This is a genomic window from Streptomyces sp. SID8352 (genome assembly GCF_009862265.1).
In the GTDB taxonomy this organism is placed as follows: domain Bacteria; phylum Actinomycetota; class Actinomycetes; order Streptomycetales; family Streptomycetaceae; genus Streptomyces.
In genome coordinates, this window is record NZ_WWGX01000052.1 from 1 (window position 1) to 21,417 (window position 21,417).

21 protein-coding genes and 3 pseudogenes are annotated in these 21,417 nt (G+C 74.6%); 13 read left to right on the forward strand and 11 right to left on the reverse strand.

What is annotated here, in order from left to right:
* Positions 1-24 precede the first annotated feature (24 nt).
* Complete coding sequence (locus GTY84_RS17895; RefSeq protein WP_161224881.1) at positions 25-909, reverse strand: IS5 family transposase; 885 nt, start codon at positions 907-909, stop codon at positions 25-27.
* 83 nt (positions 910-992) lie between these two features.
* Positions 993-1,298 (reverse strand): annotated as a pseudogene (locus tag GTY84_RS17900) (VOC family protein); the annotation flags it as partial.
* A gap of 347 nt (positions 1,299-1,645) precedes the next feature.
* Here GTY84_RS17900 and GTY84_RS17905 point away from each other — a divergent pair.
* From GTY84_RS17905 to GTY84_RS17925, 5 genes and pseudogenes are all read left to right on the forward strand, one after another.
* The gene (locus GTY84_RS17905; protein ID WP_161227291.1) at positions 1,646-2,344 is read left to right on the forward strand and encodes a tectonin domain-containing protein; all 699 of its coding nucleotides are present in this window, start codon (positions 1,646-1,648) and stop codon (positions 2,342-2,344) included.
* A gap of 452 nt (positions 2,345-2,796) precedes the next feature.
* Positions 2,797-3,708: a glycoside hydrolase family 19 protein gene (locus GTY84_RS17910; RefSeq protein ID WP_161227292.1), complete on the forward strand. Its 912-nt coding sequence runs from the start codon at positions 2,797-2,799 to the stop codon at positions 3,706-3,708.
* Positions 3,709-3,736: 28 nt separating this feature from the next.
* Positions 3,737-4,231: pseudogene (locus tag GTY84_RS17915) on the forward strand (aldo/keto reductase); the annotation flags it as partial.
* Between the two features lie 156 nt (positions 4,232-4,387).
* A pseudogene (locus GTY84_RS17920) lies at positions 4,388-4,798 on the forward strand (aldo/keto reductase); the annotation flags it as partial.
* Positions 4,799-5,895: 1,097 nt separating this feature from the next.
* Positions 5,896-6,975, forward strand: a complete 1,080-nt coding sequence (locus GTY84_RS17925; RefSeq protein WP_161227293.1) for an adenosine deaminase — start codon at positions 5,896-5,898, stop codon at positions 6,973-6,975.
* Here the strand turns inward: GTY84_RS17925 and GTY84_RS17930 are convergent.
* Positions 6,957-7,472, reverse strand: coding sequence for a DinB family protein (locus tag GTY84_RS17930; protein ID WP_161227294.1), 516 nt, complete (start codon positions 7,470-7,472; stop codon positions 6,957-6,959). The two genes, GTY84_RS17925 and GTY84_RS17930, sit on opposite strands and share 19 nt — an antisense overlap.
* 25 nt (positions 7,473-7,497) lie before the next feature.
* Positions 7,498-8,382, reverse strand: coding sequence for a LysR substrate-binding domain-containing protein (locus tag GTY84_RS17935; RefSeq protein WP_161227295.1), 885 nt, complete (start codon positions 8,380-8,382; stop codon positions 7,498-7,500).
* Between the two features lie 136 nt (positions 8,383-8,518).
* Here GTY84_RS17935 and mgrA point away from each other — a divergent pair, with 136 nt between their 5' ends.
* Positions 8,519-9,511, forward strand: coding sequence for an L-glyceraldehyde 3-phosphate reductase (mgrA, locus tag GTY84_RS17940; protein WP_161227296.1), 993 nt, complete (start codon positions 8,519-8,521; stop codon positions 9,509-9,511).
* Positions 9,512-9,890: 379 nt separating this feature from the next.
* Here mgrA and GTY84_RS17945 read toward each other — a convergent pair whose 3' ends face one another.
* Positions 9,891-10,271 carry a nuclear transport factor 2 family protein gene (locus GTY84_RS17945; protein ID WP_161227297.1) on the reverse strand — a complete coding sequence of 127 codons (381 nt, stop codon included), beginning with the start codon at positions 10,269-10,271 and terminating at the stop codon, positions 9,891-9,893.
* Positions 10,272-10,605: 334 nt separating this feature from the next.
* Between GTY84_RS17945 and GTY84_RS17950 the strand changes: the two genes are divergently transcribed.
* Positions 10,606-11,016 carry a hypothetical protein gene (locus GTY84_RS17950; protein WP_161227298.1) on the forward strand — a complete coding sequence of 137 codons (411 nt, stop codon included), beginning with the start codon at positions 10,606-10,608 and terminating at the stop codon, positions 11,014-11,016.
* An 89-nt stretch (positions 11,017-11,105) separates the two neighbouring features.
* Here GTY84_RS17950 and GTY84_RS17955 read toward each other — a convergent pair whose 3' ends face one another.
* From GTY84_RS17955 to GTY84_RS17965, 3 genes are read right to left on the reverse strand one after another with little or no spacing between them, the layout of a single operon-like run.
* Positions 11,106-12,404 carry a streptophobe family protein gene (locus tag GTY84_RS17955; protein WP_345943475.1) on the reverse strand — a complete coding sequence of 433 codons (1,299 nt, stop codon included), beginning with the start codon at positions 12,402-12,404 and terminating at the stop codon, positions 11,106-11,108.
* Positions 12,405-12,413: 9 nt separating this feature from the next.
* Entirely contained in the window at positions 12,414-12,971 is a 558-nt protein-coding gene (locus tag GTY84_RS17960) for a PRC-barrel domain-containing protein (RefSeq protein ID WP_345943476.1), read from the reverse strand.
* Positions 12,968-13,558, reverse strand: coding sequence for a PRC-barrel domain-containing protein (locus GTY84_RS17965; protein WP_161227299.1), 591 nt, complete (start codon positions 13,556-13,558; stop codon positions 12,968-12,970). Before GTY84_RS17965 ends, GTY84_RS17960 begins: the two co-directional genes overlap by 4 nt.
* Before the next feature lie 146 nt (positions 13,559-13,704).
* Here GTY84_RS17965 and GTY84_RS17970 point away from each other — a divergent pair, with 146 nt between their 5' ends.
* A complete protein-coding gene (locus GTY84_RS17970; protein WP_161227300.1) occupies positions 13,705-14,160 on the forward strand; it encodes an ATP-binding protein in 456 nt (151 codons plus the stop codon).
* Positions 14,161-14,253: 93 nt separating this feature from the next.
* On the opposite strand, the gene GTY84_RS17975 is transcribed toward GTY84_RS17970, so the two are convergent.
* Positions 14,254-15,141: an RNA polymerase sigma factor SigF gene (locus GTY84_RS17975; protein WP_161227301.1), complete on the reverse strand. Its 888-nt coding sequence runs from the start codon at positions 15,139-15,141 to the stop codon at positions 14,254-14,256.
* A gap of 309 nt (positions 15,142-15,450) precedes the next feature.
* Between GTY84_RS17975 and GTY84_RS17980 the strand changes: the two genes are divergently transcribed.
* Positions 15,451-15,843, forward strand: coding sequence for a helix-turn-helix transcriptional regulator (locus GTY84_RS17980; RefSeq protein WP_161227302.1), 393 nt, complete (start codon positions 15,451-15,453; stop codon positions 15,841-15,843).
* 205 nt (positions 15,844-16,048) lie between these two features.
* Here GTY84_RS17980 and GTY84_RS17985 read toward each other — a convergent pair whose 3' ends face one another.
* Together GTY84_RS17985 and GTY84_RS17990 are read right to left on the reverse strand one after the other, a co-directional pair.
* Positions 16,049-16,663 carry an ATP-dependent Clp protease proteolytic subunit gene (locus tag GTY84_RS17985; RefSeq protein ID WP_161227303.1) on the reverse strand — a complete coding sequence of 205 codons (615 nt, stop codon included), beginning with the start codon at positions 16,661-16,663 and terminating at the stop codon, positions 16,049-16,051.
* Positions 16,663-17,322, reverse strand: coding sequence for an ATP-dependent Clp protease proteolytic subunit (locus tag GTY84_RS17990; RefSeq protein ID WP_161227304.1), 660 nt, complete (start codon positions 17,320-17,322; stop codon positions 16,663-16,665). Before GTY84_RS17990 ends, GTY84_RS17985 begins: the two co-directional genes overlap by 1 nt.
* Positions 17,323-17,609: 287 nt before the next feature.
* Between GTY84_RS17990 and GTY84_RS17995 the strand changes: the two genes are divergently transcribed.
* The 4 genes from GTY84_RS17995 to GTY84_RS18010 all read left to right on the forward strand — a co-directional run bounded on the left by GTY84_RS17995 (position 17,610) and on the right by GTY84_RS18010 (position 21,347).
* Positions 17,610-18,092, forward strand: a complete 483-nt coding sequence (locus GTY84_RS17995; protein ID WP_161227305.1) for a VOC family protein — start codon at positions 17,610-17,612, stop codon at positions 18,090-18,092.
* A 123-nt stretch (positions 18,093-18,215) separates the two neighbouring features.
* On the forward strand, positions 18,216-19,010 hold the full coding sequence (locus tag GTY84_RS18000; RefSeq protein WP_161227306.1) for a VOC family protein: 795 nt from the start codon (positions 18,216-18,218) through the stop codon (positions 19,008-19,010).
* Positions 19,011-19,052: 42 nt separating this feature from the next.
* Entirely contained in the window at positions 19,053-19,742 is a 690-nt protein-coding gene (locus tag GTY84_RS18005) for a ribonuclease H (RefSeq protein ID WP_161227307.1), read from the forward strand.
* Positions 19,743-20,105: 363 nt separating this feature from the next.
* Positions 20,106-21,347: an FAD-dependent monooxygenase gene (locus tag GTY84_RS18010; RefSeq protein WP_345943477.1), complete on the forward strand. Its 1,242-nt coding sequence runs from the start codon at positions 20,106-20,108 to the stop codon at positions 21,345-21,347.
* Positions 21,348-21,417 lie beyond the last annotated feature (70 nt).

The window sequence follows — 21,417 nt, forward strand, 5'->3', positions numbered from 1 at the left end:
AGAAAGTGTTGGGTAACTGGGCGATTACTCGTATTTAAGGTCGTCGGCGAGGCGGCGGGCTGCTTCGGTTTCGATGGGACCGCGCGGTTCGATGTCCTCGCTGGCCAGTCGGGCGGCCATGAGCCGGATCATGGCCACCTTGATCATCGCTTCGGCGTGCGCGGTCTTGCGCTCGTAGTCCCGTGCCAACCGTCTGCACCGTCCCAGCCAGGAGAATGTCCGTTCGACCACCCACCTGCGGGGCAGCGCCTGGAAGCCTTTCACATCCGCGTTGCGCGGCACGGGGACGATCTCGAGGTTCTCGTGTTCGGCAGCCCAGCCGACGAGCGAGGCGTCCACGACGTTGATGTAGCCGCCGTCGGTCCAGACCAGTCCGACCTGCGGGAACAGCTCCCGGATGCCGCCGAGGACCAACTTCGCGCCCGCCCGGTCCTGCACGGAAGCCGAGTGCGCGACCGCCCGCAGCACGAGCCCGCAGGTGTCCACGAGCAGGTGCCGCTTGCGGCCCCGCACGCGTTTGCCCGCGTCGTAGCCGATCGCCTGACCGCCCTGGTGACTGCGGGCCGACTGCGAGTCGAGCACCGCCGCCGACGGCTGCGGATCCCGCCCGTCCGCGCTCCTGACCCGGTCGCGAAGCGCGTCGTGGACCCGGTCCCACGTGCCGTCCGCAGTCCAGGCCCGAAACCAGCGGTAGGCCACGTCCCACGGAGCGAGGTCGTGCGGCACCAGCCTCCAGGCACACCCGCTGACCAGCACATACAACACCGTGTCCACGACCAGACGGCGCGGGAACTTCAACGGCCGGCCACCCCGGCGCGGATCCCGCACCGGCAGCAGTGGCTCGATCACCGCCCACTGAGCATCCGTCAACGACGAGTCATAGGACGGCTTGCACGAACAGACACACATGGTGGTGATCTTCACGGAAACCCCGACCGCAAAGATCACCACCAGCACATCACAGAACGCAGTCGATCACTTACCCAACACTTTCTCAGCGGCCCGATCCGCGGGAGGCCACGGGTCGGGATCCTCCCGTACGCCTCCTTGAGCCGGGCCCGGAAGGCGTCATGGACTCCGTCGACGTCGTCGGTCAGCACGTAGCAGGTGCTGTGGGACTCCGTCGGCTCGTACCGCTTCAGCGCGAAGAAGTGGAGCTGGATGCCGCCGCGCTCCACGACCGCGTACGGGTTGGGGCTCTGCTGCCGGAAGGTCACCGTGAACCCGAGGGCGGTGTAGAAGTCGAGAACGGGCTGGATGGTCCGGCAGGGCAGGATCGGGATGGTCGTCTCGCTCATGCTGGGAAGTCTAGTCAAGCTTGACTAGTTGAGGTGGGTTCGTTTCGGGACGTTCCGTGCCGCGGTTCCTTCCGTGTGGATTCGGCCCCGCGACGGCCGGCCGCACTCCGCGTTCGGGGGGCGGGCGTCAAAGAGGGCGCCGCGGATAACCCACAGGTGGGACCCTTGTTCCGGTCACCCTTGGTGAACCGCTGGGCCGTGCCGGTCCGGTCCGGATGTGTGCCCATCCGGTAAACACTTCTTTCCGGACAAAGGCGGGATCGTGCCACAAGTCCGCGTGAATGCTGAATCGTTCCGTCGCGGGAGGGTCTCCGCGGAGCAGTCCCAGACGGAAAGGGGCCGGTGAAATGGCCGACTGGAAGCAGATCCCCGGTGCGCTCGTCCGGATCTCGGCGGGGTCGCGGACCAGTGTGTGGGGTGTCAACGCGGCGGGGAACATCTACCGTTACACGAACAACGACGCGAGTCCGTGGGTGCAGGTGCCCGGTAGCCTGGCGGACATCGGGGCGGCGGCGGACGGCACCGTGTGGGGTGTCAACTCGGCGGGGAACATCTACCGTTACACCGGCGACCGGGACAGCGGCCACTGGAAGCAGATCCCCGGCGCGCTCGTCCGGATCTCGGCGGGGTCGCGGACCAATGTGTGGGGTGTCAACGCGGCCGGGAACATCTACCGTTACACGAACAACGACGCGAGCCCGTGGGTGCAGGTGCCCGGTAGCCTGGCGGACATCGGGGCGGCGGCGGACGGCACCGTGTGGGGTGTCAACTCGGCGGGGAACATCTACCGTTACACCGGCGACCAGGACAGTGGCCACTGGAAGCAGATCCCCGGCGCGCTCAAGGCGATCTCGGCGGGCTCCCGCACCTCGGTCTGGGGCGCCAACGCGGCCGGGAACATCTACCGCTTCACCAACAACGACGCCAGCCCCTGGGTGCAGATCCCCGGCGCGCTCACCGACGTCGGGGCGGGAATGGACGGCACCGTGTGGGGTGTCAACTCGGCGGGGAACATCTACCGCTACACCGGCGACCTGCCCGGCTGAGCCCCGCCGCCGGGTCTCGCCCCGGAAACCGGGCCGGTCACGTCCCAGGGGGTGACCGGCCCGGCGCGGGCCGGGGCCGGCGGTGGAGGCGCCGCCCCGGCGGCCCGCCCGCACGCGCCCAGAGGGCGGCCAGGGAGGTGGACGTGCCTCGCGGACCGGGACGGTCCGGCCCTGCGCCAGGGGCGTGCGCGGCCGGGCGGCGCCGGGCCGTGCGCACGGGCCTCAGGGGGCGCGAGGGGCCCGGACAGGGGCAACCCGGGACCGGCTGCGGGGGATTGAAGTGGTCTATACCCTTGACTGGTACAGACCAAAGCGGTTGAGTGTGCCTCCACACCCCCCACCACGGCCGCCCCGCCGCGCCGCGGGTCCGGTACGACCGGCCCGCATGGACAGGGCCCGTCCGGCCCCGCCTCCGGGGAGCGGCGGCCGTGCTCCGTGAAGGAGGCACACCTGTGTCGAGGCGCCCCATCGCCGCCGTCGTGACCGCACTCGCCCTCGCCGGCGCCGTGCCCGTCCTCATGCCCGCGCCCCAGGCGTTCGCCGCCGGCTGTTCCAGCTACCCCAACTGGACCGCCGGGAAGTCCTACAAGGCCGGTGACATCGTCCTGTACACCAACGGCAAGGCCTACGTCGCCCAGTACGCCAACCCGGGCTACGACCCGGTCATCAGCACCTGGTACTGGCAGCCCTACGCCTGCGACACCGAGGGCGGCGGCGGTGGCGGCGGTTCGGAGACCCCGGCCGGCAACTTCGTGGTGAGCGAGGCCCAGTTCAACCAGATGTTCCCGGGCCGGAACTCCTTCTACACCTACAGCGGGCTCACCGCCGCGCTCTCCGCCTACCCCGGCTTCGCCAACACCGGCGGCGACACCACCAAGAAGCAGGAGGCCGCCGCCTTCCTCGCCAACGTCAGCCATGAGACCGGCGGTCTGGTGTACGTCGTCGAGCAGAACACCGCCAACTACCCGCACTACTGCGACTGGAGCCAGCCCTACGGCTGCCCGGCAGGCCAGTCCGCCTACTACGGACGCGGCCCGATCCAGCTCAGCTGGAACTTCAACTACAAGGCGGCGGGCGACGCGTTGGGCATCGACCTGCTCAACAACCCCTCGCTCGTGCAGACCAACGCGGCCGTCGCCTGGAAGACCGCCCTCTGGTACTGGAACACCCAGAAGGGTCCCGGCACCATGACCGCGCACAACGCCATGGTCAACGGCGCCGGATTCGGCCAGACCATCCGCTCCATCAACGGTGCCATGGAGTGCGACGGCAGGAACCCGGCGCAGGTCCAGAGCCGTGTCACCAAGTACCAGCAGTTCACCCAGATCCTCGGTGTCCAGCCGGGCGGCGCCCTCACCTGCTGACGCCCGGAGGATGTGCGAGACTCCGCCGATGACCTCGGGAACGATCACCGCGGAGTCCTCGGGCACCTGGCGCCTGGGCGACCTGCCCGTCCGCCGCCTCGGCCTCGGCGCGATGCGGCTGACGGGCAGCGCCGCCTTCCACCTCGGCACCCCGGGCGACCGCGGGCGCTCCCTCGCCGTGCTGCGCCGGGCCGTTGAGCTCGGTGTCGACCACATCGACACCGCGGCCTTCTACTTCTCCTCCCGGCGCTCCGCCAACGAGCTGATCAACACCGCCCTGGCGCCCTACGCCGACGACCTGGTGATCGCCGTCAAGGTGGGCCCGTACCGCGACTGGTCCGGGGAGTGGGGGACCTCCGCCCGGCCCGAGGACCTGCGCGCCCACGTCGAGGAGAACCTGCGCCAGCTCGGCCGCGACCACCTCGACCTGGTGTATCTGCGCCGGATGCGGCAGGAGTCCGTCGCGGAGCACTTCGGCGCCCTGGCCGTGCTGCGCGAGAAGGGGCTCATCCGTCACTTAGGGCCTCTCGTTTGGATCATGCCGGGCTCGCGGGCCCCGGCGCCGCACCTCGCGGCGTTGTCGTCGGTCGCCAGGGCTCCGCCCTGACTCCCTCCTCCGCCTTGCGACGCACGGCACCAGACCCCGCTCCCTGATCCGGCCTGATCCAAACGAAAGACCCTGGGCATCTCCGACGTGGAGCCCCGCCACCTAGCCGAGGCGGAGGCCGTCGCACCCGTGGCCGCCGTCCAGAACCGGTACGGGCTCGGCTTCCACGACCCGGCCACCGACGAACTCCTCGCCCTGTGCCGTGACCGGGGCATCGCCTTCGTGCCGTTCTACGCCATCGCCGGGGAGGCGGGGCCCGAGGGGACGGACGACGCCCACGCGGCGGAGGTCCGCGCGGTCGCCGCCGCGCACGGCGCGAGCCCCGCCCAGGTGCGCATCGCCTGGACCCTGCACCAGGGCCCGCACGTCCTCGCCATCCCCGGCACGGGGAATCCCGACCACCTCGTGGAGAACGTCGCCGCGGGCGCGCTGCGCCTCACGGAGGAGGAACTGACCCGGCTGGACACGGCCCGGCGCCGCTGACCCGCCCCGCCCCGGAGGCCGCGCGGGACGGCTCCGGTCGGCACGGAGCGACCCGACGGTCCCGGTCGGCCCGGATGGCCCGGACGACCTTGCTGTTCGGACGACCTCGCCGTCCGGACGACCCGCTGCTCCCGATGGTTCGGCCGACCGCGTGACCCTTCGCGGCCGGCGTTTCCGACGGGTCCGGGAGGCCCGCGTCCCGAGCGCTCCCAGCGGGTCCGGCCCGCTGCCCGTGCCTCCGGCAGATCCGGGAGGGCCCGCCCCACCGAGGCTTCGGGTGGGTCCGGTGGGTCCCGGGGGCTTGCTCCACCTCGCTCCGGGGGGCCCGGGAGGCTCTCCCCGCCGAGTGCTTCGGGCGGGTCCGGTGGGTCCCGGAGGCTTGCCCCGCCCCGTGCTCCCGGCGGGTCCCGGAGGCCTCACCTCTCCGCTTCCGGCTGCCCGCTCCGTCCCGTGCCCCGCGACGGGGCCCGGTGGCCCGCCCCTCCCGGGGGTTCCGGCGGGGCAGGCAGCCCGAGGGCCCCGTGGGGGAGATGGGGCGGGCGTTCCCGGTGTTCCCCGCGTCCGGGACTGGCATCCTGGTGGTTTTACGTATAACCTCACCCGTCAACCCCAGGCCACCCGCTCCCGAAAGGCCCCGATGAGACGCCCCGCCATGGTCACCCGCGTCGTCGACGACCGCGACGCCGCGGCCTGCCGCCGCACCGGTGACCTCGGCCTCCGTCCCGTCGGGCGCTCGACCGGGACGTCCGGAAACCGGCGGCCCGCCGCCGGACCGGGCGCCGGGGGAGACGGCACGGCACCGCGACCGTCCCGCGCCGGAGGCTGCGCCGGGACCGCCGGGGCCGCCGGGGCCGGCGCACGCGCTCACCGGCGAGTCTGCCCCGTCCCGCCCCGCGGCGGCGCGTCCGTCCCCGGCCGGCCCGCCCCCGGCGGTCGCGTCCGCCGCGCCCGCACCGCCGCGCCCCTCCCGGGCGCCCCCCGGCCCCGACCCCTCGGCGCGGCCCCCAGCGCCCCGTACGGCACCCGCTGGGACCCCCTCCGCCCCGCCGTCTGAGAACCGCCCCACCCTCCCGCACCGAACCGCGAGGAACGACCGCATGACTTCTACGCGCATAGACGACGCCACCCTCCGCCGCCTCCCCAAGGCCGTGCTCCACGACCACCTCGACGGCGGCCTGCGCCCGTCCACCGTGGTGGAGCTGGCCGACGCCGTCGGCCACGCCCTGCCCACCACCGACCCGGGCGAACTGGCCGCCTGGTACTACGAGGCCGCGAACTCCGGCGACCTGGTGCGCTACATCGCGACCTTCGAGCACACCCTCGCCGTCATGCAGACCCGGGAGGGGCTGCTGCGCACCGCCGAGGAGTACGTCCTCGACCTCGCCGCCGACGGCGTCGTCTACGCCGAGGTCCGCTACGCCCCCGAGCTGATGCTGCGCGGCGGCCTCACCCTCGCCGAGGTCGTCGAGACCGTGCAGGAGGGGCTGGCCGCGGGCATGGCCCGGGCCGCGGCCGCGGGCACCCCGGTGCGGGTCGGCACCCTGCTCTGCGGGATGCGCATGTTCGACCGCACTCGCGCCACCGCCGACCTCGCCGTCGCCTTCCGGGACGCGGGCGTCGTCGGCTTCGACATCGCCGGGGCCGAGGACGGCTTCCCGCCCGCCGACCACCTCGACGCCTTCTCCCACCTGTGCCGCGAGAACGTGCCGTTCACCATCCACGCGGGCGAGGCGCACGGGCTGCCCAGCATCCACCAGGCCCTCCAGGTGTGCGGGGCCCAGCGGATCGGCCACGGGGTGCGCATCACCGACGACATCCCCGACCCGGCGGCGGGCAAGCTCGGCCGGCTCGCCTCCTGGATCCGCGACCGCCGGATCGCCCTGGAGATGTGCCCCACCTCCAACCTCCAGACCGGCGCCGCCACCTCCGTCGCGGAGCACCCCATCACCGCGCTGAAGGACCTCGGCTTCCGGGTCACCCTCAACACCGACAACCGTCTGGTCTCCGGCACCACCATGACCCGTGAGATGTCCCTGCTGGTCGAGCAGGCGGGCTGGACCGCCGAGGACCTGCGCACGGTCACGGTGAACGCCGTCAAGAGCGCCTTCATCCCGTTCGACGAGCGCAGGGCCCTGATCGAGGACGTGGTACTGCCCGGCTACGCGTCCGCGCTCTGAAGCAGCCCCCGCGCGTACGCGGCCTGCCCGACGTGCTGGAGGTCGTCGGACAGCACGCTGACCAGCCGCACGCCCAGCGTCACCGGCGGGTCCCAGCGCTCGTCCACGATCCGCTCCAGGTCCTTCGCGGTCAGGGAGCGCAGGACGCCGAGCGTCCGCTCGTGGACGGCGTCGAAGTAGCCGCCCAGCAGCTCGCCCGAGGCGACCCGCACCGCGGCCACCTGCGCCGGGCGGTGCCCGTACCCGGTGTCGCCGCTCGGCAGACCGAGGCCGAGGCGCTCCTCCCAGCCGCGGGTGTGCCAGAGCTGGCCGAGCCCGAAGGCGTCGGCCACATGGTCGTCCTGGACCCGGGTGAGGTGCCACAGCAGCCAGGCGACGGGGTTGGCGCCGCCGGGCGGCCGGGCGTTCAGGGTCCGGGCGTCCAGGCCGTCGAGGACGGCGTGGACCTCTTCCGCGATGCGGCCGTAGCCCTCGATGAGGATGTCCTTCGCGTGCATGGGTCCACCATCGCGCAGTCCGCGCTCAGCCGCTCCCCGTCTCCAGCAGGGCCATCAGCGCCCGCGCCGCCGGGCTGGTGGACTGCTCGGGCGGCAGCAGCGCGACCGTCTCGTACACCGACTCGACGGTGCCCCGCAGCGGCAGCGGGGTGAGGGACGGCCGCTTGTGCCGGAAGTGACGGGGGACGACCGCGATGCCCAGGTCCTCGTCGAGCAGGTCGAGCAGTCCGTGCACGTCGTTGACCTCCAGCGCGACCGTCCGCCGCACCCCGGCCGAGGCGAAGACCGCGTCCGTGATCCGCCGCGGGCCCCAGTCCGGGTGGAAGTCCACGAACACCTCGTCCGCGAGATCGTCCGGCGCCGGCGGCGCCCCCGCGGCGGCCAGCCGATGGCCGGGGTGGCACAGCACCGTCATGGGCTCGCCGTCGAGCGGCAGCGAGCGCAACTGCTCGGTGTCCTCCTGGGTCCGGTAGGCGAAGGCCAGGTCCAGCCGCCCCGCCGCGACCTCCTCCGCCAGCTCGCCCGACCCCGCCTGCCGCAGCCGGATCTCCACGTCCGGGTGCCGGTGCCGGAAGGCGGCCAGCAGCCGCGCCACGGCCACCCCGGCCACGCACTGCTCGGTGCCCAGCGACAGCGTGCCGCGCAGCACCCCCTGCACCGCCGCCACCGCCTCGTGCGCCGCCCGCACCTGCGCCAGCACCCGCCGTGCCTCGCCCAGCAGCGCCCGCCCCGCCTCGGTCAGCGCCACCCGCCGGGTGGTGCGCACGAACAGCGGCGCCCGCAGCTCCCGCTCCAGCGCCCGGATGGACGCCGACAGACCGGACTGGGAGACCAGCAGCCGTTCCGCCGCCCGGGTGAAGTGCTGGTCCTCGGCGACCGCCACGAAGTGCTGGAGATGGCGCAGTTCCATGACCGAGAAGCCTAATCGCTGAATCCCATCGGATTCTCCTGTTGGACCACTGCCCGCGGCCCACGCCAGAGTGGGAGGACCACGGGCCGGTTCCGCCGCGCCCGCACCCCGGGTCGTCCAACCCCCTGGAGTCGCGTTGTACACCGCACACCCCGACCGCTACGCGGACCTGCCCTACCGGCGCACCGGCCGCAGCGGCCTGAAGCTCCCCGCGCTCTCGCTGGGCCTGTGGCACAACTTCGGCCCCGACCGCCCCGTCGCGACCCAGCGCGCCATCCTGCGCCGCGCCTTCGACCTCGGGGTCACCCACTTCGACCTGGCCAACAACTACGGCCCCCCGCCCGGCTCCGCCGAGTCCGCCCTCGGCGACGCGCTGCGCGCCGACTTCGCGCCGTACCGCGACGAGCTGGTGATCTCCACCAAGGCGGGCTATCTGATGTGGCCCGGCCCGTACGGTGAATGGGGCTCGCGCAAGTACCTGCTGTCCTCGCTCGACCGGAGCCTCGCGCGGATGGGCCTGGAGTACGTCGACGTCTTCTACTCCCACCGCCCCGACCCGGAGACTCCGCTGGAGGAGACGATGGGGGCCCTGCACTCGGCGGTGCGGCAGGGCAAGGCGCTCTACGTGGGCGTCTCCAACTACTCGCCCGAGCAGACTCGCGAGGCCGCCCGCATCCTCGGCGAGCTGGGCACCCCGCTGCTGATCCACCAGCCGCGCTACTCCCTGCTCGACCGGCGTCCGGAGAGCACCGGCCTGCTGGACGCCCTGGACGAGCTGGAGGTGGGCTCGATCGCCTACTCCCCGCTGGAGCAGGGCCTGCTGACCTCCCGCTACCTCGACGGCATCCCCGAGGACTCGCGGGCCGCGGGCGACAGCCCCTTCCTGAACTCCGACGCCGTCACCGGGGAACTGGTCGCCAGGCTGCGCGCCCTCGACGCCATCGCCTCCGACCGGGGCCAGTCCCTCGCCCAGATGGCGCTGGCCTGGGTGCTGCGCGGGGGCAGGGTCACCTCGGCGCTGGTCGGCGCGAGCAGCCCGCGCCAGTTGGAGGACAGCGTCGCGGCCACCGGCAACCTGGAGTTCGACGCCGACGAACTGGCCCGCATCGACGCCGTCGTCAAGGGCTAGGTGTATTGATCACGCGCCGCGACCGGAAGGGGCGCCGGCCCGCGACGCCCGGCACGGCGCCTCGCCGCGTCGTCGCACCACCCGAGTACGTCCGGTACGCGGGCGACGCTCTGCCCGGCGATCCACCGCACCGGACGCCGCGAGCCCTCCGGCGACCCCTTCCGCCCACGGCACCGGCGGGAGCCGCCGGCACGCACCGCCCTCGCGCCACCGCCGGTCCGGCGGGGCCCGGTCCGCTCCCTCCCCGGCCGGTCCCCGCCGCCGGTCCGGGCGTCCCGTCCCGCCGGGCACCGCACCGCGTCGGGTCGCTCACGACCGCCGGACGTCCCGGCACCCGCGAGCGGCCCCCCTTCGACGCGGACGGCGACCGGCGGGGACGTCAGACGCCCGGCGGCACCCGGTCCAGGAAGCCGTACACCGACCGGACGCGTCCCGCGGCGTCCAGCGTCACCACGTCGGAGCCCGCCAGCGGCGCCGAGCCGTCGGCCCCGTTCACCATCTCCCAGGAGAACCGCGCCGTGTCGTGGTGCCCGTCCACCGCGCCGGTGAGCCGGAAGGCGAATCCCGGGAACCGCTCGTGGGTACCCGCGATCAGCGCCGCGATCGCCTCGTGGCCGCGGACGTCCGCCAGCGGGTCGGTGTACGTGCCGTCGGCGGCCCAGGCCGCGGCGACCGCCTCGGCCAGCGCCCCGGGTGCGGCGTTCCACGCCTCGAGGTAGCGGGCGACGGCGCTCTCGTGGCGGTGTGCGGAAGTGGTCATGCGATCGTCCTCCATCGGGGCGGGTGCACTGGTCACGGGCCGGGCCCCGCCCTCTCGGACCCGGTAGCGCAACCCTGCCCGCGCCCGGTGGCGGCGTCGATTACCTCCGGGGTCATGACGGCCCGTCCGGCCGGTGCCGGGTTTTCGGCCAAAGAGGGCCCCCTCGGGGCCGGGAGACTGGCCGGAAAATCGTGGTGACAGTGGTTCAGCCGTGAACATACTCACCTCTAGGGGCGGGCACACCACGCGACAGTGCCCTCACGCACAGCACGCGGGCCGAACGGACGCCACGCCGGACCGGTGGGGCGCGCGGGCTGCCCGGGGAGGGGAATCCGTGCACGACGAGTTCCTGTGCCACGTCACCGCCTACGGTGTCTGCGACGGGCGGCGCATCGGGGTCCCCCTCGGCACCTACCGGGCACCCACCCTGCCCCTGGCCCTGTGGTGGCTGCGCGACCGCGCGACGTGGATCGCGGAACGCCTGGATCCGCAGCCCGGCAGCCCGCACTTACCCCGCGGAGCGCTCACCCCGCTCGCCGACACCGCTCCCGACGTGCCCCGCGTGCTGCGGGCCTGGTGCGCCGACGGCGGCCGGCAGGAGTCCGTGGCCGAGGAGCTGGCCGCCGGGCGGCTCATCCGGATCGCGACCAGCGACGAGACCACCGAGTACGAGCTGCTGGCCGAGTCCGTGGACGCCCTGCGCATGCAGCGCGCCGCCCCGCCCCTCGTCGTCCCCGTCGCCTGAACCCCACCCACCGCCCGAATCCCCACCGGGCGACCGGCCCTCACCCGTCGCCCGATCCCGCCCCCGCCGGGTGCCGTCCGTCGTCCGGGTCACCGTCCGTCGCGCCCGCCCCGCCCGGCCCCGGCGCGACGCCCGGCCCGGGACCAGCGGACGAGCAGCGCGCCCACGAGACCGGCGGCCGCTCCCCAGAGCGCGGCCCTCCAGAGCGCCGTCCAGGTCCGCGGACGCAGGAACACCTGACCGGTCAGACCGCCGCCCAGGTCACCGATGCCGAGCACCGACAGCCCGTAGTGCGCGTACACCCGGCCCACCAGGCAGATCATCAGCACCGTGCAGACCAGCGCCCCGGCCAGCCGGGCGGCGTGCGCCCACAACGGGGTCCCGGCGGGGGAGAGGACCGCAGCGAGGAGCCCGGAGGCCAGGAGCAGCACCACCGCGGCGGCCGGGAGCCACCACATCCGCCCGTCCCGTTCGGTGAGCGTCCCCAGATCGAGCGTGGAGATGTCGGGGGTGCGCAGCACCTCGTCGAGGACCCGGGGCATCGGCAGCCCGAACGGCCCCTCCACCCGCCCGTCCCAGGCCGCCCCGAGACCGATGGTCAGCGCGAGCCACGCCAGGTTGGGCAGCCCGAGCAGGAGCACCGCGAACGTCTCCGCCGGATGCCCCCGCGTCCCGGCCGCGACCAGGCCGACGACCAGGCCCAGGACGACGCACGCCAGCAGCAGCGCCACCATCGCGCACGCCGCCGGGCGGGCGGACGCCACCAGGGTCCGCAGCCGTCCCGGAAGCGCGGCGCCGTCCGTCAGCAGCAGGGCCACCACCAGGACGCCCGCCAGCCACAGCAGCCCGAAGAGCACCGTCGACGGCACGTCCGTGGTGAAGCCCACCCGGGGCTCGATGCCGAAGAAGTCGCCCAGGTCGTTGAGGAGCCCCTCCCCGAGGGGCACCGCGAAGGTCCGGCGCGCGGCGAAGGCCAGCCCCAGCAGGGCGGCCGACCAGAGCACGGCGATCCGCCCCGCCCATCCGGCCGACTCCCGGGCACCGGCGGTTCCGCCGTGTCCGCCGTGCCTGAGCGGGCGTACGAACCCGCGCGCCAGGACCAGCGCGCCGGTCAAGGTTACGGACAGCGGGAGCACGGTGAGCGCCGCGTCGCTGCCGACCAGCCCCCCGGCGTCCCCGGACAGCTCCACCGATCCGCCGACGGCGATGACGACGACCGCCATGACCACCCGGGGGAAGGCGCCGCCCGGGAGACCGGTGGCACCGGCCGCCCACAGCCCGAGCGACGCCACGACCGCCATCGCGACCAGGGCCGACAGCACCGTGAGGAGGGCCCGCGCCCATCCGTGGGGGGAGGCGGCGGGGACGGCGGGGGTTCGGGCGCTCACGCTGCCACGCTAGGCAGGGCCCGCGCGGCGCGCCCGTCCGGCGGGGCCGTCCGCGTCGCCGCGCGGCGGACCCGCCGGGGCCGCCCGCGCGGGGCGGGCGCCGCCGGTCAGGAGGTGCGGGCCCCGGTCAGGAGGTGCGGGCGGTCCGCGCCGGGGCGGCCCGGACGACCAGCGCGTGGTCGCCGAGCCCCAGCAGCCGGTGGGCCGGCAGCTCGCCCCGGGTGGTGAGGACGGCGATAGTCGGCCGGTCTCCGGGTCGAACGCCGCGTCCAGGACCGTGCCCCGGCCGTCGCCCCGGTCCGTCAGGACCCGGCGGCCCAGCAGCGTGTGCCGGGGCGGTGCCGGGTCCGCCGCGGCACCGGGGCGCAGTTCGACCGCGCCGGGCCCGGCCACGGCCACCGCCGCCCAGGGCACCGCGACCGTTCGGCGCAGCCGTCCGGCGCGGAACCGCAGATGGGTGACCGTGCCGGACGCGGCGTCCACCGCCAGGGACGCCACCGTGCCCAGCCGGGGTCCGCCGCCCCGCACCACCACCGGCAGGCCCCGCACCTCGGAGAGGAGTCTCACGGCGCGCCCCGACCGCCACCGGACGCGCCCCGCGCCCGCGCCACGAGCACCGCCAGGCCCGCCAGGTCGTCCGCCGTCTCCCGTACGGCCTCCCCGGGCACCACCAGGGTCCGCCCGGCCACCGCCAGGCTCTCCCCGCGCGGCACGTACACCGTCCGCCCGCGGCGCCGGGACCCGGACGCGGAGCCCCGCCCGGCCGCCACCCGGAAGCCCACGACCCGTCCGGAGCCGCCGCCCTCCACGACGACGTCCAGCACCGTGCCGACGTCCCGGCCCTCCTCGGTCCGCAGCGCCGCCCCCAGCAGCCTGGCCCGCAGTGATTCCTGGCGCACCGTCATGACCGCCAGCGCCACCAGGCACCGCCGGTCCCGGACCATCACTGCCTCGTGCCCGAGCGCGTGCACCGTCGCCCAGGGCAGGCCCTCCTTGAGCGGTCCGGACCGTAGCCCGGGGCGGCTCAGTGTGAACCCGGTGATCCATCCGGCGCCGTCGTCGAAGACGGTGTCCCGGACCAGGGCCACCGTGTCGCCGCCGAGGGTGACCACCGGCCGGGTGCCCAGGCTCCGCGCGGCCATCAGTTCGTCCATCGCACGCCCTTCCCGTAGCCTGCGGGTGCCCCTCACCGCGGTGACGATGCGCCCGCCGTGAGAGCGGGGGGACTGCCGGGGCGACGGCGGGGTACGAGGACTGGTGCAGTAGCGTCCGGCCAGTCCGGCTTCCGAGAGAGACACGCATGACCGAGCACCTGGACGGGGCAGTGATACCGACTGGTTTCGACGTTCCCGTGGAACCGCTGAGGCGGGCGGCACACTACTCCGGCGGTCCGGGGTGCATCGCGGAGGCCCGCTCCTTCGCCGCGCTCTTCCTCGACCAGCTCCGCACCGAGTGGTGCGCCGCCATCGGCCGCCGCACCGACGGCGCGGTCCTGCTGGTCGTCAGCGAACTGGTCACCAACGCCGACCGGCACAGCGACGGCCCCTACGTCCTGGAGCTGGAGGGCACGGACACCTCCGTCGCCGTCTGCGTCTACGACAGCAGCGGCACCGTGCCCCAGCGCTTCCCGCGCGACCCCGAGCGGGTGGGGCGGCACGGGCTGGAGATCGTCCACGCGCTGACGGAGCACATCGTCGTCGAGCGCGTCCCCGTCGGCAAACGGGTGCGCGCGGTGGTGGCGCTCACCGCCGAGTGACGCCACGGCCGCCGTCCGCGCGGGGGAGCGGCGCCGTTCTCCCCGGTGGGCCGCCCCGGTGGCCGGTCGGCGCACCGGGGCGGCCGCGTCGTCTCAGGCGCAGCCCAGTTCGCCCAGCATGCCCTCGCGCAGCCGGGTGATGATGCGCTTGATCAGCCGCGACACATGCATCTGCGAGCAGCCGAGCCGCTCGCCGATCTCCGCCTGGGTGGCCTCCTCGACGAACCGCAGATGGATGATCCGCCGGTCGCGTTCGCTCAGCCCGGCCATCAGCGGCGCCAGCGCGTGGAAGTCCTCGACGAGGCGCAGCCCGTGCTCCTCGACCCCGATGAAGTCGGCGAGCACCGCCTCCCCGCCCTCGGCGCCCTCCCCGGTCAGCGCGGCGTCCAGCGACGAGGAGTTGTAGCCGTTGGACGCGATCTGGCCCTCGACCACCTCGCTCTCGGCGATGTTCATCAGCGTGGCGAGTTCGGCCACCGTCGGCTCCCGGTCCAGCCGGCTGGACAGCTCCTCGCGGGCCTTGGCCAGCTCCACCCGCAGCTCCTGGAGCCGCCGGGGCACATGGACGGCCCAGGTGGTGTCGCGGAAGAAGCGCTTGATCTCGCCGACGATGTAGGGCAGCGCGAAGGAGGTGAACTCGACCTCGCGCGACAGCTCGAAGCGGTCGATGGCCTTGATGAGGCCGATCATGCCGGTCTGGACGACGTCCTCCATGTCGTCCCCGCGCCCCCGGAACCGTCCGGCGGCGAAGCGCACGAGGGACATGTTCATCTCGATGAGGGTGTTGCGCGCGTACTGGTACTCGTACGTGCCCTCCTCGACCTCGGCCAGGCGCCGGAAGAAGTGCCGGGAGAGCTGCCGCGCGTCGCGCGGCGCGACGGCGCGGGGGTCCGGGATGTCCGGCAGCGGTCCGCCACCCGGTGTGCCCGTGCCGGTCTTCTCGTCAACCTGCGCCTGCGGCCGGGTCACGGCGGTCTTCATTTGCCTCTCCCACGAAAGTCACGGTCGGACGACACTTCTTCCTCGGTCCTTCCCGTCGGCGGGTACCCGGCAGACGGCGACCCATGCCTTCCGCTTCGCGGGGCGGCGGAAACCGGGGCGCGGCTCGCCGGGGCGTGGGGCGCGGGGGCGCGGGGCGTGAGTCGCGGGCGTGCGGCGTGGGGCGTGCGGGGCCGTGCGCCCCCGGATTCCCTGCCCCGCCCGGGAACGGAGCCGCCCCGGTTCCCCGGTTCCCCTCTCGGCGGAACGCCGGACCCTTCCGCCGGGCCGCCGGGCTCCTAGGCTGATCCCGTGACCCGCCACGTGACGAACGAGACGCCCGTCGCCCCTCCGCGCCCCCTGCCCCGTCCCGGGCCCCGGGGCCCCGCCGCCCGGGAGCCCCTGTGGCGCGATCTGGTCGGCGAGGTACTGCGCGGGGAGCGCCTCGCGCAGGAGCGCACCATCAAGGACGTCGCCGAGGCCGCCCGTATCTCCCTGCCGTATCTCTCCGAGATCGAACGCGGACGCAAGGAGGCGTCGTCCGAGGTGCTGGCCGCCGCCGCGGCGGCGCTCGGGCTGAGCCTGGGCGACCTGCTGGCCCGCACCCACGGCAGACTGCTCCGGCTCACCTCCCGGCACACCGGCCCCCTCGCGGCCCCCGGCCGCGCCGCCGCGCGCCGCGACGGGTTCTGCCTGGCCGCCTGACCGGGAGCCGGCGTACGGAACGCCGGTGCGCGCGCGGGGGCCGCCCCGGCGCGCACCGGCGCACACGTCCCCGGGGCCCGGCCCGAGCACCGGCCGGCGCCCCGTGCGGCTCGCGCACCCCGGCGGCCCGCACGGCCTCCGGCACGGCACCCCGGCGGTTCCCGCGCCGCCCCCGCCGGTGCGGTCGGGGGTCGGCCGCGCGCCCTCACCCCCCGCCGGACAACGCCCCCCGGCGCGGGCCGAGCACCTCGTCGGCCAGCCCGTACGCCACGGCCTCCTCGGCGGTGAACACCTTCTCGCGGTCCATGTCCGCCCGCAGGGTCGCCGTGTCGTGGCCGGTGTGCCGGGAGAGCACCTCCTCCATCTGGGCGCGGACGCGCACCATCTCCTTGGCCTGCAGCGCCAGGTCGGACACCGTGCCCTGGCGTCCGGTGCTCGCGGGCTGTCCGAGCAGCACCCGCGAGTGGCGCAGCACGAACCGCCGCCCGGGGTCCCCGCCGGCCAGCAGGACGGCCGCCGTGGAGGCCGCCTGGCCGACGCAGAACGTGGAGACCGGGGCCCGGACGAAGGCCATGGTGTCGTAGATCGCCATGAGCGAGGTGAACGAGCCGCCCGGGGAGTTCAGATAGACCGAGATCTCGCTCTCCGGCGCCGCCGACTCCAGGTGGAGGAGCTGGGCGATGACCACGTTGGCGACGCCGTCGTCGATCCCGGTGCCCAGGAAGACGATCCGCTCGGAGAGCAGCCTGCTGAACACGTCGTAGGACCGCTCGCCGCGCGGGGTGCGCTCGACGACGTGCGGAATCGTGTAGCCCGCCATCACCGCAGCCCCGTCCTGCGCCGCGACGCGGTCGGCCGGATGTCCGCGAGCGACTCCACGACGCTGTCCACCAGCCCGTACGCCACGGCCTCTGCGGCGGTGAACCAGCGGTCGCGGTCGCCGTCGCGGGAGACGGCCTCCGGGCTCTGCCCGGTGTGCTCGGCGGTGATCCGCTCGATGGTCCGCTTGGTGAACTCCAGGTTGTCCGCCTGGATCTCGATGTCGGCGGTGGTGCCGCCGATGCCCGCCGACGGCTGGTGCATCATGATCCGCGCGTTCGGCAGGGCGTGCCGCTTGCCCGCGGCGCCCACGCTGACCAGGAACTGGCCCATGCTGGCCGCGAAGCCCATGGCGAGGGTGGACACGTCGTTGGGGATCAGCCGCATGATGTCGTAGATCGCGAGCCCGGCGTGCACGGAGCCGCCGGGGCTGTTCACGCACAGGCAGATGTCGGTGTGCGGGTCCTCCGCGGACAGGACGAGCAACTGGGCGCAGACCCGGTTGGCGGAGACCTCGTCGACGCGGGTGCCCAGCAGCACCATCCGCCGGGCGAGCAGCTGTGCCGCCAGCTGGTCGTCGAAGCCGGTGGGAGGGGTGTCGCCCTCCTGGGCGCGCGGTGGCGGGGGAGCGGGCGCCGGGCCGGAGGCGAAGGGGGACATGGGTGCTCCTTCAGAGGTGTCGGGGAGGTCCGGGGCGGCGGATCGGCCGCGGTTCCCCCACTCTGGAACGAGAGGGACGTCCGGCGGGGGTTTCTCTGCCGGGAGCAGATCCGCCCGGGGCGCGGCCGCGCGCCGCGCGGAGCCGCCCGGCGCGCGGCCGCGGGGCGGAGTCCGGGGCTCCGGCGGCGACCGGTGCCGGCCGGGTCTCCGCCCGCCGCGCGCCGATGAGTTCCGGGCCCCGCCCCGGTCCCCCCTCACGACCGGCGTTTCGTCCGCAGGAGGACCCCATGGACACCAACGGATTCACCACCTGCCTCTGGTTCGACGACCGGGCCGAGGAGGCCGCCCGCTTCTACGTCTCCGTCTTCGAGAACTCCGAACTCGGCGCGATCAGCCACTACCCGGAGAACGCCCCGCGCCCCGCGGGCACCGTGCTGACCGTGGACTTCACGGCCAACGGGCAGAAGTTCGTCGCGCTGAACGGCGGTCCGGAGTTCACCTTCAACGAGGCCGTCTCCTTCCAGATCATGTGCGACACCCAGGAGGAGATCGACCGCTACTGGTCCCTGCTCACCCAGGACGGCCAGGAGGGCCCCTGCGGCTGGCTCAAGGACCGTTACGGCGTCTCCTGGCAGGTCGTGCCGATCCGGCTGGAGGAGATGTTCCGGGACCCCGACGGGGCGAAGGCGGCCCGGGTCAACCAGGCCATGATGCTGATGCGCAAGCTGGACCTCGCCGCCCTGGAGAGGGCGTTCGCCGCCGACCGCTGAGCCCTCCGGGGGCGCGGCCGGCCCGGCGCCCGCCGGGCATTCCGGGCCCGCCCCACCGACAGCGCCCGCGGCGCACCCGTGCGCGGGCGACCCCCACCGAGTCAGACAGAGGAGGCGGCAGCCATGGCCGCACCGACCGAAGGGGCCCCGTGCTGGGCCGATGTGATGTGCGGCGACGTCGAGGGGGCCAAGGCCTTCTACGGCGCCGTCCTCGGCTGGACCTTCCGCGACATGCCGACGGAGTTCGGCGACTACACCCAGGCCTACGCGGGCGACAGCGCGGTGGCCGCCGTGGTCCCGCCCGCACCCGGCCACGAGGTCGCCCGCTGGTGCCTCTACCTGGCCTCCCCGGATGCGGCGGCGACCGCGGAACGGGTCCGCGAGGCCGGGGGCGAGGTCCTCGCGGAGCCCATGCGCGTCGACGGCTTCGGCACCATGTGCCTGGCCCGCGATCCCGGCGGCGTCGTCTTCGGCGTCTGGCAGCCCGGCAGCCACGAGGGGTTCGGGGCGGTCGGCGTGCCCGGAGCCTTCTGCTGGGCCGAGGTCTTCACCCGCGACCCCGCCGCGGCCGACGCGTTCTTCCCCGCCGTCTTCCCCTACACCACGCGGCGGATGGAGGACGCGGGCATGGACTTCCGGGTCTACGACACGAAGGACGGCACGGTGCTCGGCAGGATGGCGATGACGGACGACTTCCCGCCCGGGATGCCGTCCTTCGTCAACGTCTACTTCACCGTCGACGACTGCGACGCGGCGGTCTCCCGCGCCACCGAGCGGGGCGGGACGCTGCGGTTCGGCCCGATGGACAGTCCCTTCGGCCGGTTCGCGGCGCTGGGCGACCCGCAGGGCGCACACTTCTCGGTCATCGACGTGACCCGGACCCGGGGGGAGACGCCCACCCTCGGCGAGGTCTCCTGAGGCACGTCCGGGAGCCCCGCCGGACCATGGCATGATCGGCGCATGCGTGAACGAGCAGTGGCCGCGTGCGACGGGGCCTCGAAGGGGAACCCGGGCCCGGCCGGCTGGGCCTGGGTCCTCGCCGACACCTCCGGGACGCCGGTCCGCTGGGAGGCGGGCCCGCTCGGCAGGAACACCAACAACGTCGCCGAACTCACCGCGCTGGAACAGCTCCTGGCGTCGACCGACCCGGACGTGCCGCTGGAGGTCCGGATGGACTCCCAGTACGCCATGAAGGCCGTCACCACCTGGCTGCCCGGCTGGAAGCGCAACGGCTGGCGCACCGCCGCCGGCAAGCCGGTCGCCAACCAGGAACTCGTCGTCCGCATCGACGCCCTGCTCGACGGACGCTCGGTCGACTTCCGCTACGTCCCCGCCCACCAGATCGACGGCGACCCGCTGAACGACTTCGCGGACCGCGCGGCCAGCCGGGCGGCCACCGATCAGGAGAGCGCGAGCAGCGCCCTCGGCTCCCCGGAACCGCCGCCCTCCCCGGACGTCCCGGCCGTCCGCACCGCCACCCGGCGCAAGCCCGGCGCTGCGGCCCGCAAGGGCGGGGGTTCCTCGCGGACGCTGAAGGCCAAGTTCCCCGGGCGCTGCGTCTGCGGCCGGTCCTACGCGGCCGGTGAGTCCATCGCCAGGAACGACCAGGGCTGGGGCCACCCGGACTGCCGCACCGCGGCGGCCGGATAGCGCTTCCCCCGGCCGCGCGCCGGGGCCCGCCGCGACCGGGACGCCCGCCGCGACCGGGACGCCCGGCGGGACCGGGACGCCCGGCGCCGGGCGGTGCCCGGGCGCGGCACCGGGCGCCCGGGCGCGCCCGCCCCTCCCCGGTCCACCGGGGCGCCCTCCAGGCCCGGCCCGCGACGGTGCTTGGCCTCCCGCGCCGGACGCCGCGGCCCTTCCGCGCCGGACGCCGCGGCCCGCCCGCGCCGGACGCCGCGGCCCGCCCGCGCCGGACGCCGCGGCCCGCCCGCGCCCATGCGCCGGACCCGCCCCGACCCCCTGCTACCCTGCGCACCAAATGTCCGATTTGGTCGTATCGCAGGGGTGTGTGTGAAGGTCGCTTGCGTCGGCGGCGGGCCCGCCGGACTCTATCTGTCGATCCTGCTCAAGCTGCGGGACCCCGCCCACGAGATCACCGTCCACGAACGCGACCCCGAGGGCTCCACCTACGGCTGGGGCGTCACCTACTGGCGCGGTCTCCTCGACCGGCTCCACGCGCACGACCCCGAGTCCGCCCGCGCCGTCGGGGAGCACTCCGCGCGCTGGCGCGACGGCGTCGCCCACCTGGGCGGCCCGGTCGCCCGGCACCGGGGCGACGAGGGCTTCGGCATCGGCCGCCACCGGCTGCTGGAGATCCTCGCGGCCCGCGCCCGCTCACTGGGCGTGCGCGTCGCCTACGAGGACGAGGTCACCGCCTCCGACCCGCCCGACGCCGACCTCGTCGTGGCCGCCGACGGCGTCCGCAGCGCCCTGCGCACCGCGTACGCCGACCACTTCGGCACCCGGATCAGGACCGGCCGCAACCCCTACCTCTGGCTCGGCACCACCAAGGTCCTCGACGCCTTCACCTTCGCCTTCGCCGAGACCGCCCACGGCTGGATCTGGGCGTACGGCTACGGCTACGGTCCCCGGGGCAGCACCTGCGTCGTCGAGTGCGCGCCCGGCACCTGGAGCGGGCTCGGCCTGGACCGCGCGGAGGAGGCCGAGGGGCTGGCCCTGCTGGAGGACCTGTTCGCCGGGGTCCTGGACGGCCATCCGCTCACCGGGCGCGCCGCCCCCGGCGCGGGACCCGCCCCCTGGACCACCTTCCGCACCCTCACCAACCGCACCTGGTCCCGGGGCAACCTCGTGCTGCTCGGCGACGCCGCCCACACCACCCACTACTCCGTCGGCGCCGGCACCACGCTCGCCCTGGAGGACGCCATGGCGCTCGCCGCCGCGCTCGACGGGGAGCGAGGACTCCCGGCGGCGCTGGCCCGCTACGAGCGCGAACGGCGGGCGGCCCTGCTCCCGGTGCAGAGCGCCGCCCGCTACAGCGCCCAGTGGTACGAGAACCTGCCCCGCTACATCGGTCTGCCGCCCGAGGTGATGTTCGCCCTGCTCGGCCAGCGCCACTCCCCGCTGCTGCCCCATGTCCCGCCGCAGATGTACTACCGGCTGGACCGGGCGGCCGGGCGGCTGGAGCCGCTGCGCCGCCTCAAGCACTGGCTCGGCCCGAGGGTCGCCCGCGCGGTACAGGCCCGCAGCATGCCGGACGCGGCGGGGGAGCGGCGGGTCCCGGCGGCGCGGTGACCCGGCCCGGGACCGGACGCTCCGGGGCCGGGTGGACGTCTTCCGGCCCGGCGGCGGAGAGGGACGAACG

What these genes read in the sequence shown, in the direction of transcription:
- GTY84_RS17895 (WP_161224881.1), bottom strand. Translation starts at nt 909, where the DNA reads ATGTGTGTCTGTTCGTGCAAGCCGTCCTATGACTCGTCGTTGACGGAT.
- GTY84_RS17905 (WP_161227291.1), top strand. Translation starts at nt 1,646, where the DNA reads ATGGCCGACTGGAAGCAGATCCCCGGTGCGCTCGTCCGGATCTCGGCG.
- GTY84_RS17925 (WP_161227293.1), top strand. Translation starts at nt 5,896, where the DNA reads ATGACTTCTACGCGCATAGACGACGCCACCCTCCGCCGCCTCCCCAAG.
- GTY84_RS17930 (WP_161227294.1), bottom strand. Translation starts at nt 7,472, where the DNA reads ATGCACGCGAAGGACATCCTCATCGAGGGCTACGGCCGCATCGCGGAA.
- GTY84_RS17935 (WP_161227295.1), bottom strand. Translation starts at nt 8,382, where the DNA reads ATGGAACTGCGCCATCTCCAGCACTTCGTGGCGGTCGCCGAGGACCAG.
- GTY84_RS17945 (WP_161227297.1), bottom strand. Translation starts at nt 10,271, where the DNA reads ATGACCACTTCCGCACACCGCCACGAGAGCGCCGTCGCCCGCTACCTC.
- GTY84_RS17965 (WP_161227299.1), bottom strand. Translation starts at nt 13,558, where the DNA reads ATGGACGAACTGATGGCCGCGCGGAGCCTGGGCACCCGGCCGGTGGTC.
- GTY84_RS17970 (WP_161227300.1), top strand. Translation starts at nt 13,705, where the DNA reads ATGACCGAGCACCTGGACGGGGCAGTGATACCGACTGGTTTCGACGTT.
- GTY84_RS17975 (WP_161227301.1), bottom strand. Translation starts at nt 15,141, where the DNA reads ATGAAGACCGCCGTGACCCGGCCGCAGGCGCAGGTTGACGAGAAGACC.
- GTY84_RS17985 (WP_161227303.1), bottom strand. Translation starts at nt 16,663, where the DNA reads ATGGCGGGCTACACGATTCCGCACGTCGTCGAGCGCACCCCGCGCGGC.
- GTY84_RS17990 (WP_161227304.1), bottom strand. Translation starts at nt 17,322, where the DNA reads ATGTCCCCCTTCGCCTCCGGCCCGGCGCCCGCTCCCCCGCCACCGCGC.
- GTY84_RS17995 (WP_161227305.1), top strand. Translation starts at nt 17,610, where the DNA reads ATGGACACCAACGGATTCACCACCTGCCTCTGGTTCGACGACCGGGCC.
- GTY84_RS18000 (WP_161227306.1), top strand. Translation starts at nt 18,216, where the DNA reads ATGGCCGCACCGACCGAAGGGGCCCCGTGCTGGGCCGATGTGATGTGC.
- GTY84_RS18005 (WP_161227307.1), top strand. Translation starts at nt 19,053, where the DNA reads ATGCGTGAACGAGCAGTGGCCGCGTGCGACGGGGCCTCGAAGGGGAAC.